Below are 12,274 nucleotides of genomic sequence, written 5' to 3'. Positions count from 1 at the left end.
CAGCGCGGCGGTGAGCCGCTTCTCCTCGGCCGCGGCGGCATCCTCGGCGGCAGACTTGGCGGCTGTGGCGGCCTCCAGCGCGGCGCGCCCCGCGAGGATGTCCTGCTCCAGCTCCGCCTGCTCGCCGCGGACGCGGGCGGCCTGCCGCTCCAGCTGGTCCGGGTCCCGGCCAGGCTCCGGCGCTGGATCCGCGGATCCCAGCAGGCGGCAGCGTTCCTGGGCCAAAGATGCGAGGGAGCGCAGCCGCTCCCGTCCTGCGGACAGCTGGTACCAGGTGTCCCGGGCGGCGTTCAGCTGCGGGGTCGCCTCCGCCGCAAGCTGCTCCAGGGAGGCCTGCCGCCGGCGGCCGTCCTCAAGTTGGGTTTCGACGACGGCGCGCCGCGCCTTGAGCGCGGACTCGTCGGCGATGTCCTGTGCAAGGGTGTTCTGGAGCTGGACCAGGTCATCTGCCAGCAGCCTGGCACGGGCATCACGGACCTCGAACTGGACAGTCTGCGCGCGCCGCGCCACCGCTGCCTGCTTACCGAGCGGTGTCAGCTGCCGGCGGATTTCCCCGGTCAGGTCGCTGAGCCGCTGGAGGTTGGCCTGCATCGCCTCCAGCTTGCGTACGGTCTTTTCCTTGCGCCGCCGGTGTTTGAGGATGCCGGCGGCTTCTTCGATGAAGCCCCTGCGGTCCTCGGGAGTGGCGTGCAGGACGCGGTCCAGCTGCCCCTGCCCCACGATGACGTGCATTTCGCGGCCGAGCCCGGAGTCGGAGAGCAGTTCCTGGATGTCCAGGAGCCTGCACGCCGAGCCGTTGATGGCGTACTCGGAACCGCCGGTGCGGAAGAGGGTGCGCGAGATGGTGACTTCGCTGTACTCGATCGGCAGGGCGCCGTCGGCGTTGTCGATGGTGAGCGAGACGTGCGCGCGGCCCAGGGGCGGGCGGCCGGACGTGCCGGCAAAGATGACGTCCTCCATCTTGCCGCCGCGGAGGGTTTTGGCGCCCTGCTCCCCCATGACCCAGGCCAGGGCGTCCACGACGTTGGACTTGCCCGAGCCGTTGGGCCCGACGACTGCCGTAACGCCAGGCTCAAAGTCGAACGTCGTGGCCGACGCAAACGACTTGAAGCCCCGGACGGTCAGACTTTTGAGGTGCAAAGTTTTCAGATCTCCATAGGTGGCGGCAGCGGGTGCTGGTCCTTCACCAAATCTAGTGGCTAACGGGCCGGGAACCCCGGATTTGCGGCGCTTTTGGCCTTAGCAACCAAGGTGTCAATGCTCACCAGCGGCCGTTGCGCGGGCGCGGCTGGCACACAGGGCACGTGTAGGAGGAACGGTTCATGAACTGCTCGCGCCTCATGATGCTGACGATCCCCGCGGCAGCACAGCGCCTGCATTCCTCCCCTTCCCTGCCGTAGGCATTGAGGGACCGCTCAAAATAACCGGACGCGCCATTGACGTTGACGTACAGGGAATCGAAGCTGGTGCCGCCGGCAGCCAGGGCATCGGCCATCACGTCGCGGGCAGAGGCGAGGAGGCGTTCGGCTTCGGACCGGCGGAGAGTGTCGGTGGGCCGCGCAAAGTGCAGCTTTGCCCGCCACAGGGCCTCGTCAGCGTAGATGTTGCCGATCCCGGACACGAGCCCCTGGTCCAGCAGCGCGCGTTTCAGTCCGGTCTTCCGCTTCCGGAGGCGGCGGTAGAAGGTGTCGAAGGAAAAATGCGGGTCCAAGGGGTCACGCGCGATGTGCGAGGCTTCCTCCGCGATGACCGGCACTGGGTCCTCCGCGATCCCGCCCGGTCCGCCGTCGTCCGTAGGAACAAGAGTGGTGACGAACAGGCCGCCGAAGATCCGCTGGTCCACGAACCGCAACTGCTCCGGCATGGCTCCCTCCGGACTCAGCCGCAGCCGGACCTTCAGGTGTTTCTCGTCCGGAACGGAGCTGTCCTGCATCAGGAGTTGGCCGCTCATGCCGAGGTGGGCCATGAGCGCGACGCCGGGGACCCCGGAATCGCCGCTGCCGGTACTGCCGCGGGACACGCCATCCTCCTGCAGCGGCATCCAGAGGAACTTGCCCCGGCGGGCGACATCGAGGACGATGGCTCCCTCAAGGTTCCCGGCGAAATCCTCGGGCCCCAGCGTGTGCCGGCGCACGGATCTCGGGTCCACAACGTCGACGCCGGTGATGGTCCGGCCGCGGACCCAGTTGACCAGGCCGCGCCGGACTACCTCGACTTCGGGAAGTTCAGGCACCGGCGCTTAGCTGCCCGCGGCGGAATCCGAGGGAGCCGCCGCTGCGTCTGCCGGCGCAGGCTCCGCGGCGGAGACCTTGGACTCCGCGCCCGACAGCTTCCGCCAGGCGTCCGCGGCAGCTTCCTGCTCGGCTTCCTTCTTAGAGTGGCCGGAGCCCTTTCCGTAGGCGGTTCCGCCGATCTGAAGTTGCGCGACGAAGGTGCGCGCGTGATCCGGACCGGAGCCCTCAACGGCGTAGTAGATGCTGCCCAGCTGACGTCCCGCGGCCAGCTCCTGGATGCTGGTTTTCCAGTCCGTGCCGGCGCCGAGGGCGGCGGCGTCCTTCAGGAGCGGTCCGATGAGGCGCATCACCAGCTGGCGGGCGGTCTCGATGTCGTTGGACACGTAGGTGGCGCCGATGAGCGCTTCCATGGTGTCGGCCAGAATCGAGGCCTTGTTCTTGCCTTCGGTGAGCTTCTCCCCCTGGCCAAGGTAAATGTAGTCCCCGATGCCCAGGCTGCGGCCGATGCCCGCGAGGGCGCGCGTGCTCACCACGGCCGACCTGCGCTTTGCCAGATCGCCCTCGGGGAGCGTCGGGTTGTCGCGGTACAGCGCATCGGTGACGGAGAAGCCCAGGATGGAGTCGCCCAGGAACTCAAGGCGCTCGTTGGTGGGTATGCCGCCGTTTTCGTAGGCGTAAGAACGGTGTGTCAGAGCAAGACGAAGCGTCCCGGCGTCAATGAAGACACCGAGACGCTTCAGAAGCTCTTCAGTTGAAGACATCCTGATCGACTTGTAGGCCGATTAGACGTCCGCGACCTTGCGGCCCTTGTACTCAAGGAACAGCGCAGTGCCAGCCGAGTCGGTGACGACCTTCGCCTGGTGCGGCAGGCTGTAGGTGACCTGGCCGTTCTCGACGGTCTTCACCAGGTGGGGGGCAGTTGCCTTCCACTGGGAACGACGGGCGCGGGTATTCGAGCGAGACATTTTCCGCTTGGGAACAGCCACGGCTAACTCATTTCTCTCTAGAAAAACACTTACAAATCAATTTTGCCGGTCAGGCTTAGCCAGATCAGCCAGGGCAGCCCAGCGAGGATCTACGACCTCGTGGTGGTGCCCCGGATCGTCTTCCAGGCGCGCCCCGCATTCGGAGCACAGACCCTGGCAGTCTTCCCGGCACACCGGCTGGAACGGCAGCGCGGTCACGACTGCGTCCCGCAACACCGGCTCAAGATCGATCAGATCGTGCTCGACTCGACGTTGCTCTTCATCGTCTTCCTCGTCCGAAGGCAGGACGCCTTCGTAGAAGAAAAGTTCTTGCACATTGACCTCAAGGTCATACGCAAGGGGATCCAGGCATCGGCCGCACTCGCCTTTTACCTCGGCGAGGGCGGTTCCTGATACCAGAATTCCTTCGTGTACGGCCTCAAGCCTCAGGTCAAGCTCGATATCCGAGCCTTCCTGAACGCCAATGAGCGCCACGCCGAGATCCCCCGGCGCGGATACATGTTCCGTCAGTGTACGCATGCTCCCCGGACTGCGTCCGAGGTCCTTGACATCGAACATCAAGGGCGAACTTGCATCTCGCTTAATGAGAACTCCTGTTGAACATATGACCGACGTACCATCTTAGCCTGAACTCCCTGACGGACTCAAACCGGATGCCACGCCGCGGCACGCGGCCGGCGTGCACCGGAAACGTACCGGACAAGCCTACCCCCTTCAGGGCTGGGCGGCCTAAGGCGCGCCGCCAGCGAGAAGCCGTTTCAGTACGGACCTGGGGACGTATTCGGAGACGCTGCCGCCCAGGGTGGCCACTTCCTTGATCAGGGTGGATGACAGGTGAAGGTAGTGCGCTTCCGCAGGAAGGAACACCGTCTCCACTCCGCTCAGCTGGCGGTTCATGGTCGCCATGGGAAGTTCGTAGTCAAAGTCCGACGACGACCGCAGCCCCTTCACGATGGCGGACACGCCGCGCTGCCGGCAGTACTCCGCCAGGAGTCCCTCCCCGACGGGTTCCACGACGATGCCGCGCAGGGAGGCCAGGGTCTCTCTGGCCATCTCAATCCGTTCTTCCAGCGGAAACCGGTACTTCTTGGCATAGTTGGTGGACACGGCGACGATCACTTCATCAAACAGGCTCGCGGCTCTGGCGATGACCTCGAGGTGTCCATTGTGGATGGGGTCGAAGGAGCCTGGGCATACGGCGCGTCTCATGCTCCGAACCTACCGTATCCGCGGGCCGGGATACCATGACTGGGGCGCCGGCCGCCAACGCGCCCGCGGCTGAAAAGAGTGCTGAACAGACAGGCAGGAACCCAATGACAGAAACACTTCCGGCGCCCTGGCAGCGTGCGGCCACCGGGGCAAACCTGCTGGCGAGTGACGGCGCTTTGGGCGTGACGATCTTCGAGGAGATGACCACGCTGGCCATGCAGACCGGCGCCATCAACCTGGGTCAGGGATTCCCCGATGAGGACGGCCCCGCAGAGATCAAGGCGGCCGCCCAGGCGGCGATCGCCGAAGGCTCCAACCAGTACGCACCGGGCAAGGGGATCCCCCAGCTCCGGAAGGCCGTGTCCGCACACCAGAGGCGGTTCTACGGGCTGGAGCCGGACCCGGACACTGAAATTATTGTCACCACCGGCGCCACCGAGGCAATCGCCGCGTCACTGCTGGCTTTCGTCGGCCCCGGCGATGAGGTCCTGACCTTCGAGCCGTTCTACGACTCCTACGGCGCGATCATCGGGCTCTCCGGCGCCACGCATGTCACCGCTCCGCTGCTGGCCCCCGATTTCCTGCCGGATGCCGCAGCCCTTGAGGCGGCGTTTACTGACCGCACCAAAGTCGTGTTGCTGAACAACCCACACAACCCGACCGGTGCGGTCTTCCCGCGCGAGGTGCTTCAGCGCGTCGTCGACCTTGCCCGGAAGCATGACGCGATCATCATCACGGACGAGGTTTATGAGCACCTCACGTTTGGGGTCAGCCACATTCCGGTGGCCACGTTGCCGGGAGCCGCCGACAGGACGGTCACCATTTCCTCGGCCGGCAAGACGTTCTCGTTTACGGGCTGGAAGGTCGGGTGGCTGAGCGGCCCCGAGCACCTCGTAGCGGCGGTCCGGACAGTGAAGCAGTTCCTCACGTACAGTTCCGGCACCCCGTTCCAGAGTGCCATCGCCACCGGCCTGGCACTGCCCGACGAGTTCTACAAGGGCATCTCCGCCACGCTGCGAAAAAAGCGCGACATCCTGAGTGAGGGGCTGCGCGCGGCCGGACTGGAGGTGTTCACCCCGGACGGCACCTACTTCGTCAACGTGGACACCTCGCCGCTGGGCATCCGGGACTCGGTGGACCTGGCCCGCCGCCTGCCCGCGCTGGTGGGAGTGGCCGCCATTCCGGTGCCCGTGTTCTGCCACCCGGAGGGCGCCGAGCGGACGCGCAGCCTGCTGCGGTTCGCGTTCTGCAAGCGCGACGAAGTCCTCGAGGAGGCTGCCACGCGGCTGGCGACCCTCCGGGACAGGCTCTGAGCATGCCCGACGGCGGCGCCCGGGCATCGCGCTTCCTGCGCGCCACCGGCCAGCACGCCGTCATCGAACCGGATACCTATACTGACGGCGGTTTCGTGCTCAGCATCGGCCGCGCCGAGCAGTCACACGTGGACCTGGCCGACCCCGAGGACATCTTCTACGAATACCTGCGCCGCATCGGGCACATCGTGGACCTCGCCGCTCCGTGGGGTGCACCCATCCGTGCTCTACACCTGGGGGCCGGGGCCCTGACCCTGGCACGGTATATCCAGGCGACGCGTCCCGGCTCCGTGCAGTACGCCGTGGAGCTCGAGCGGGAGCTGCTGGACTTCGTGCTGGAGCGGCTGCCGCTGCCGGACGGAACCGACCTTCACACAGTCATCGGCGACGCGCGTGCCGCTTTGGCCGAGCTGCCCCCGGACCTGCGTTTCGACGTCGTCATCCTGGACATCTTCTCGGGGCCGGAGGCACCGGAGCACATCGCCTGCACCGGGTTCTACCAGGAGGCCGCGGCGCTCCTCTCGGAGCGGGGCGTGCTGATTGTGAATGTGGGCGACGAGCCGGGCCTGACGCTCGTCCGGAGCCAGGTGGCTGCGCTGCGGAGGGCCATGACGGACGTCGCAGCCTGCGCCGAGGCGGGCATGTTCACGGGAAAGTATCCCGGGAACATCATCCTTGCCGGCACGCGCAAGCCGTGGCCGCCCGAGTGGACCGCCGCCCTCACGGCCCGCGGCCCCCATCCGGCCAAAGTCCTGGCTGGCGTGGAACTGGACGGGTTGTCAGACTAGCGTCGCCTCCCAAACCAGGCAGCTGTCAGACCAGCCAGCTGCCCGACCGATCAGCTCAGTCCTCGGCCTCCAGCGCAAGGTCAACATCCTGGCCGCTGGACGGTTCGGCGTACCACAGCCGTGTCTCGCCGTATTTTTTCTCGGCAAAGCGCTCCAGGCCTCCCGGCCACCCCGGTTCGGTAGAGCGCGACGACCGTTCCACCACCACCACCGCCCCATCGCTGAGGTGCGGGGCAAGCTTTTCCAGGACAGACGCCAGCGCCGGCTCATCGAGGGGGTAAGGCGGGTCCAGGAAGGCGACGTCCCATGTGGTGTCCCCGGCCGTCCGTTCGAGGAAGGACTCCACCTTGGACCGGTGCACCGTAACGGCCTTGCGGCCCAGGACGCCGTTGATGAGGTCGGCGTTCCGCTGGCACACGGCGCTGGCCTTCGCGTCGAATTCCACGAGATCGACTGTTTCCGCTCCCCTGCTGGCGCTCTCCACCCCCAGCGCCCCGGATCCGGCGTACAAGTCCAGGACGCGGGCGCCGCCGAGCACGTTGAACGCATCCAGCCGGGAAAACAGCGCCTCCTTGACCCGGTCCGTGGTGGGACGCGTCATTGAACCTGGCACGTTGGCCAGCGGGGTTCCGCCCGCGGCACCGGCAACGATCCTGCTCATGCGCCGTCTCCCGCGTTGTCCCCTGCCTGCGGCAGTGCGGGTGGCAGGGGGATCGTGCTAGCCGCGTTCAAGGAACGCCTCCTTCTCGGGATTCAGGTACTCATCAATGGCCTCGGCAAGTGCCGCATAGGCGGCCAGCGCAGGGTCTGCGCCCACAATCTTCTGGGCGTCCTGCCGGGCCCGGGCAATGATGTCCTCGTGCTCCAGGACACGGAGCAACTTCAGCGTGGACCGGCCACCGGACTGCGAGGCGCCGAGGATGTCGCCCTCGCGGCGCAGCTTCAGGTCCTCCTGGGAAAGCTCGAACCCGTCGGTGGTGGCCGCTACGGCGTCCAGCCGACGCCGGCTCGGGTGCCCCGGTTCGAGGGTGGTCACGAGCAGGCACGTGCCTGGCAGCCCTCCCCGGCCAACGCGCCCGCGGAGCTGGTGAAGCTGGGAGATGCCGAAGCGGTCCGCGTCCAGGATGACCATCAGGGTGGCATTATGCACATCCACGCCCACCTCGATGACGGTGGTGGATACCAGCAGCTTGGTCTTGTTGGCCGTGAAGGAGGCCATGGTCTCTGACTTCAGCACCGGGTCCTGGCGCCCGTGGAGCGGCGCCAGTGCAACCCCGGCCAGGGCCGGTTCCTCCCTGAGGTGTTCGACGACGGCGGTCACGGAGGCCAGTTCGCGTGCGGCTACGTCCCCCTCCAGTTCCCCGGGGTCGGGTTCCGCCTCACCGGGAGTGAAGTCGCCGTCGTCGTCCGCGCCGATCTTGGGGCACACGACGTAGACCTGGTGGCCCGACTCGATCTCTTCGCGTGACCTGGACCAGATGCGGCCCGCCCAGGCGGGGTTTTCGGCGAGGCCGACGACGTGCGTGGTGATGGGTGCCCGGCCCGCGGGCAGTTCATCAAGCACGGACGTTTCCAGGTCGCCGAACACCGTCATGGCCACGGTCCTGGGGATCGGGGTGGCGGTCATGACCAGCAGGTGCGGCGGCTTGCTGGCCTTGGCGCGCAGGGCATCACGCTGTTCCACGCCGAAGCGGTGCTGCTCATCCACCACGATGAGGCCCAGGTCAAAGAAGGAGACGTTGTCGCTCAACAGCGCGTGGGTGCCGATGACGATCCCGGCAGTGCCGGAGGCGGCGTCGAGCAGCGCCTGCTTGCGAGCGGCCGTGGGCATGGAGCCGGTCAGCAGGCTGACCTGCACCGTGTGGTCGCCCAGCCCGCCCAGGAGCCCGTCGCGGGACAGCTCGCCAAGTGTCCGCCGGATGGAATCGAAGTGCTGTGCCGCCAAAACTTCTGTGGGCGCCAGCAGCGCTGCCTGCCCCCCGGCGTCCACCACCTGGAGCATGGCCCGCAGCGCCACAATGGTTTTGCCCGAGCCGACCTCGCCCTGCAGCAGCCTGTTCATGGGCCAGTCCTGCGACAGTTCCTCCGAGAGGGTCTTGCCGACGGCGGACTGGCCCGCCGTCAGGGTGAACGGCAGCTGGCGGTCGAAGGCTGCGAGCAGCCCCTCCGGCATGGGACGCCGGGCGGTGGCCTCCTCGGAAGCGAGCTGGGCCCGGCGCCGGGCGAGGGCCGACTGGAGGACCAGGGCTTCCTGGTAGCGGAACCGGTCCCTGGCCTTGCGCCAGTCCTGTGCGGTCTCCGGGGCGTGGATGAGCCGGTAGGCCTCCGGCACCGGAAGGAATTTTTCCCGTCCGGCTATGGCCGCCGGAACCGGGTCCGGCAAAGCGTCCAGGTCCGCGGTTTCCAGCAGGGCTTTCACGACTTTCTCGATGGACCAGCTGGTGAGGCCTGCGGTGGCCGGGTAGATCGGGATGGGCATGGCCGCGAGCTTTTCAGGGTCCATGTCCGGGACCTCCGGGTCCTTGTCCAGCAGCTGGTAGTTCGGGTTGGTCAGCCCCAGTGAACCTTGGTAGCGCGTCACCTTCCCGGAGAACATGGCCCGCCGGCCGGGATGCAGCTCGGCCCTGGCGAGACGGCCGTTGAAGAAACTGATTTTCAGTGTGCCCGTACCGGCGTCATCGGTAACGACGACGTCGGTGATGGAGCCTTTCCGGGCGCGCATCTGCCGGGTGCTGTTGGAGACGACGCGGGCGATCAGGGTCGCTTCCTCATCGAACGGAAGTTCGCTGATGCGCGTCAGTTCACCGCGGTTGAGGTAGCGGCGCGGGAAGTGGTTGAGCAGGCCGCCGACGGTGGTGATGCCCAGGTGCTTCTCGATCGCGGCCGCGGAGCGCTTGCCCACCCGGCGCTCCAGGCCAAGTTCCAGTTCGACGTTCATCGTCCTTCGGCGCCCACTTCTCCCGACGGATCCCGGGGCAGGGCCAGCTCGCTGACGGACACATCCGCCGGATCACCCAGCGACCTGATTACCCCAAGAGCGGGGGCCGGGTCCGGGACGTGCACGTGGACCCGCCACCGGTACCGGCCCTCAGCGTCAGCGGAAGGCCCGACCTGGCTCATGATCACGGAGTCCCCGAGCTCATCAAGGCGCTGCCGGAGCGTGGCGGCGTCCAGCGGGGACAGGGTGATGGTGCACATGACCTCCACGCCGTCGTCATCCGGCATGCCGGTGTGGATGTGGGGGTCCTGGAGATCGTACCCGTGCAGGCCGTCCAGCAGTTCGCTGCGGAGCTCCTCGCCGAGCACCGCCGAACGGAGGCAGTCGAGGATCAGCAGCATACCCACGCCGCCGGCATCCACCACGTGCGCGGCCTGCAAAGCATCGAGCTGCCCCTCCGTGCGAACCACGGCCTCGAGGGCGGCCTCCACGGCCGCATCCAGGACCAGCCCCAGGGCGCGGTTGCTGTCGTTGCCGTTCTGCCCGGCGTCCACGGCGGCCGCGGCCCGGCCCGCCGCCTCCATGACGGACAGCATGGTGCCCGGCACGGGGTCGCTCAGCGCGGACCAGGCCCTGATCTGCGCGCGGTTGAGCGCTGCGGCGAGCAGCGACGAGGTGAGCCTGGCGTGCCCGGCCAGTGGTTCAGCTGCTGCGCACAGGAATACGGAGAACAGTGTGCCGGAGTTCCCTTTGGCCTGCTCCATTGCCGCCTGGCCGGCATGCGAAAGGACGGCGCCCACGTCATTGAGCTTTGCCAGGTGCCCGGCCTGCTCCGGCACCTGCATCGGGCCGGCGTCTGCGGGGATGGCATCCTGCAGTGCCCGGTGTGCGGCACGGACCGTGAGGTAGAGGTTGGTACCGGTGTCGCCGTCCGCTACCGGGAAGATATTGATGGCGTTCAGGCGGTCGCTGTGGTTGCCCAGTGCGGTTTCGGCCTTGCCCAACCACCGCTTCATCGCTTGCGCGTTCGCGGCAACCTTAGTCTGCAAAGTGATCCCATCCCACGGAGCCAGCGGGCCGTCCCGCAATCGTCACGCCGGGCGCCTTGTCAGCGCCGCAGGCCTGTACTGAGCCTATCCCAGTAAAGCCGGGCGGCACCTGCACGCCCGCCGGGAAAGTGGCCAGGAGCCCGTGGTCTTCCCCGCCGCCGAGTACCCATGCGCGGGGGTCGGCGCCCAGGAGGGCGGCCGCGGGGCGGAGGGGCTCGGCGAGCTGGCCGAGGTGCCCGGGATCCAACTCCAGCACAGCGTGGCTGGCCACCGCCATCCTGGTTCCGTCCCGCACCAGGCCGTCGGAAATGTCCATCATCGCTGTGGCTCCGGACATGCGCGCCAGCGGCCCGGCATCCAGGGGCGGCTCCGGCCGGCACTGGAGCTCAAGCAATGACAGCAGCTCCGGTGAAAGTGAACCCACATGATGGGCGGACTCCAGCAGTGCCAGCCCGGCGGCAGCCCAGCCTGCCCGCCCGGCGATGGCCACGGTGTCGCCTGCTTGGGCGCCGGATCGGAGTACGGGCTGGCCGCCGTCGAGCGTGCCGAGGACTGCAACGGTGACGGACAGTTCGCGACCGCGGCCAAGGTCGCCGCCCGCGACAGAGCAGGCGCCCGCGCCCAGCTTGCTGATGGCGGCCGTGAGGCCGTCCGCCAGATCCTCGACCCATCCGACCGGCGTGCCAGGCGGCAGGGTCAGGCTCACCACCATGGACGTCGCCGAGGCACCCATGGCGTTGATGTCGCTGAGGTTCTGTGCTGCGGCCTTCCACCCGACGTCATACCCAGTGGTCCGGTAGCCGTTGTTCCACTCAAGCCTGAAATCCTGGTCCTGGACCTGGGTGTCGATGCTGATGACCGTCTTGCCGTCCGGAACAGCAATGATGGCGGCGTCATCGCCCGGTCCAAGGACCACGGCGGCACTGTGCAGGGCACTGAGTTCCAGGCGCGGGAAGATCCGTGCCAGAAGCTCCGCTTCGGACAGCTGGGCGACAGTCAATGGTGATTGGGGCACGCCACTACGCTACCGCCACAAGGCGACATTCTTTGGCTGGTCGGGTTTCCGGCCCCTGCCGGCACGTAGTGCGGGGCGCCACTCGGCGGTCAGTCCGGCTCCGCGCGGAACGATAGGCTTGAAGGATGCATTACCCGCCTGCCCAGAAAGCTGCCCAGAAACCCGTCCGCAGGCTGACAGTGGCAGTGGCCGCCGCGTTAACTGGACTGGTGCTGGGCGGCTGTTCACCCGCCGTCGACGTTGCCCCCGCCGCCGACGCAGCCAATCCGGCCTGCGCCCCGATGATGGTGGCGCTTCCGGATGCGATCGGCGACGCCCGCCTGCGGAAGACGAACAGCCAGGCCACCGCCGCCTGGGGCGACCCGTCGCAGGTGGTCCTGCGGTGCGGCGTCAACGTCCCCGGGCCCACCACGGACCGCTGCGTCAGCGTCAACGACGTCGACTGGGTCATCAAGGAGGGCAGCCCCGTCTGGACGCTGACCACCTACGGCCGGGAACCCGCCACGGAAATCCTGATGGATCCCGACAAGATCAGCTCGGCCACCGTCCTGGCTGACCTGTCCGCCGCAGCTGCGAAGATCAAGGCCAGCCGCAACTGCGTGGGCCAGGAGGATCTCCAGGACCTGCCCACCAGCAAGTAGGGAGATCCCGCTGGGCCCACGCCGGCAGGGTTCCCTGGCCGAAGCGGAGCGAGGTCAGGGTGCCGCTGGGCCCACGCCGGCAGGGTTCCCTGGCCGAAGCG

At 67.5% G+C, this 12,274-nt stretch carries 13 protein-coding genes; 3 read left to right on the top strand and 10 right to left on the bottom strand.

Annotation, left to right across the window (positions count from 1 at the left end):
• The 6 genes from G9E11_RS20895 to coaD form a co-directional block, all read right to left on the bottom strand.
• Positions 1 to 1,140 (bottom strand): chromosome segregation SMC family protein (locus G9E11_RS20895; protein ID WP_246468632.1); only part of this gene is annotated, 1,140 nt, incomplete at its 3' end.
• A 121-nt stretch (positions 1,141 to 1,261) separates the two neighbouring features.
• Positions 1,262 to 2,233, bottom strand: a complete 972-nt coding sequence (gene mutM / locus G9E11_RS01335) for a bifunctional DNA-formamidopyrimidine glycosylase/DNA-(apurinic or apyrimidinic site) lyase (RefSeq protein WP_190602273.1) — start codon at positions 2,231 to 2,233, stop codon at positions 1,262 to 1,264.
• A 6-nt stretch (positions 2,234 to 2,239) separates the two neighbouring features.
• Positions 2,240 to 2,995, bottom strand: a complete 756-nt coding sequence (gene rnc, locus G9E11_RS01330; protein WP_190602271.1) for a ribonuclease III — start codon at positions 2,993 to 2,995, stop codon at positions 2,240 to 2,242.
• Between the two features lie 21 nt (positions 2,996 to 3,016).
• Positions 3,017 to 3,220: a 50S ribosomal protein L32 gene (gene rpmF / locus G9E11_RS01325; protein ID WP_009356569.1), complete on the bottom strand. Its 204-nt coding sequence runs from the start codon at positions 3,218 to 3,220 to the stop codon at positions 3,017 to 3,019.
• Between the two features lie 36 nt (positions 3,221 to 3,256).
• Positions 3,257 to 3,781 (bottom strand): YceD family protein, encoded by a 525-nt coding sequence (locus G9E11_RS01320; protein ID WP_190602269.1) that lies wholly within the window; start codon positions 3,779 to 3,781, stop codon positions 3,257 to 3,259.
• 168 nt (positions 3,782 to 3,949) lie between these two features.
• The gene (coaD, locus tag G9E11_RS01315) at positions 3,950 to 4,429 is read right to left on the bottom strand and encodes a pantetheine-phosphate adenylyltransferase (RefSeq protein WP_102972153.1); all 480 of its coding nucleotides are present in this window, start codon (positions 4,427 to 4,429) and stop codon (positions 3,950 to 3,952) included.
• 104 nt (positions 4,430 to 4,533) lie between these two features.
• On the opposite strand from coaD, the gene G9E11_RS01310 reads away from it, so the two are divergent.
• Both G9E11_RS01310 and G9E11_RS01305 read left to right on the top strand, forming a co-directional pair.
• Entirely contained in the window at positions 4,534 to 5,742 is a 1,209-nt protein-coding gene (locus G9E11_RS01310; protein WP_190602267.1) for an aminotransferase class I/II-fold pyridoxal phosphate-dependent enzyme, read from the top strand.
• A gap of 2 nt (positions 5,743 to 5,744) precedes the next feature.
• Positions 5,745 to 6,530 (top strand): spermidine synthase, encoded by a 786-nt coding sequence (locus G9E11_RS01305; protein ID WP_190602265.1) that lies wholly within the window; start codon positions 5,745 to 5,747, stop codon positions 6,528 to 6,530.
• Between the two features lie 55 nt (positions 6,531 to 6,585).
• On the opposite strand, the gene rsmD is transcribed toward G9E11_RS01305, so the two are convergent.
• From rsmD to thiL, 4 genes are read right to left on the bottom strand one after another with little or no spacing between them, the layout of a single operon-like run.
• Positions 6,586 to 7,191 (bottom strand): 16S rRNA (guanine(966)-N(2))-methyltransferase RsmD, encoded by a 606-nt coding sequence (rsmD, locus tag G9E11_RS01300; protein ID WP_190602263.1) that lies wholly within the window; start codon positions 7,189 to 7,191, stop codon positions 6,586 to 6,588.
• Between the two features lie 57 nt (positions 7,192 to 7,248).
• Positions 7,249 to 9,468: an ATP-dependent DNA helicase RecG gene (locus G9E11_RS01295; RefSeq protein WP_190602261.1), complete on the bottom strand. Its 2,220-nt coding sequence runs from the start codon at positions 9,466 to 9,468 to the stop codon at positions 7,249 to 7,251.
• Positions 9,465 to 10,484: a DAK2 domain-containing protein gene (locus G9E11_RS01290; protein ID WP_190602258.1), complete on the bottom strand. Its 1,020-nt coding sequence runs from the start codon at positions 10,482 to 10,484 to the stop codon at positions 9,465 to 9,467. Before G9E11_RS01290 ends, G9E11_RS01295 begins: the two co-directional genes overlap by 4 nt.
• Positions 10,485 to 10,506: 22 nt before the next feature.
• Complete coding sequence (gene thiL / locus G9E11_RS01285) at positions 10,507 to 11,532, bottom strand: thiamine-phosphate kinase (protein ID WP_190602256.1); 1,026 nt, start codon at positions 11,530 to 11,532, stop codon at positions 10,507 to 10,509.
• 125 nt (positions 11,533 to 11,657) lie between these two features.
• Here thiL and G9E11_RS01280 point away from each other — a divergent pair, with 125 nt between their 5' ends.
• Complete coding sequence (locus G9E11_RS01280; RefSeq protein WP_190602254.1) at positions 11,658 to 12,173, top strand: DUF3515 family protein; 516 nt, start codon at positions 11,658 to 11,660, stop codon at positions 12,171 to 12,173.
• Positions 12,174 to 12,274: the final 101 nt, after the last annotated feature.

Origin of the sequence: Arthrobacter ipis, from assembly GCF_014694315.1 — a bacterium.
GTDB classification, from domain to species: domain Bacteria; phylum Actinomycetota; class Actinomycetes; order Actinomycetales; family Micrococcaceae; genus Arthrobacter; species Arthrobacter ipis.
This window is presented reverse-complemented; position numbering and strand designations above follow the sequence as displayed.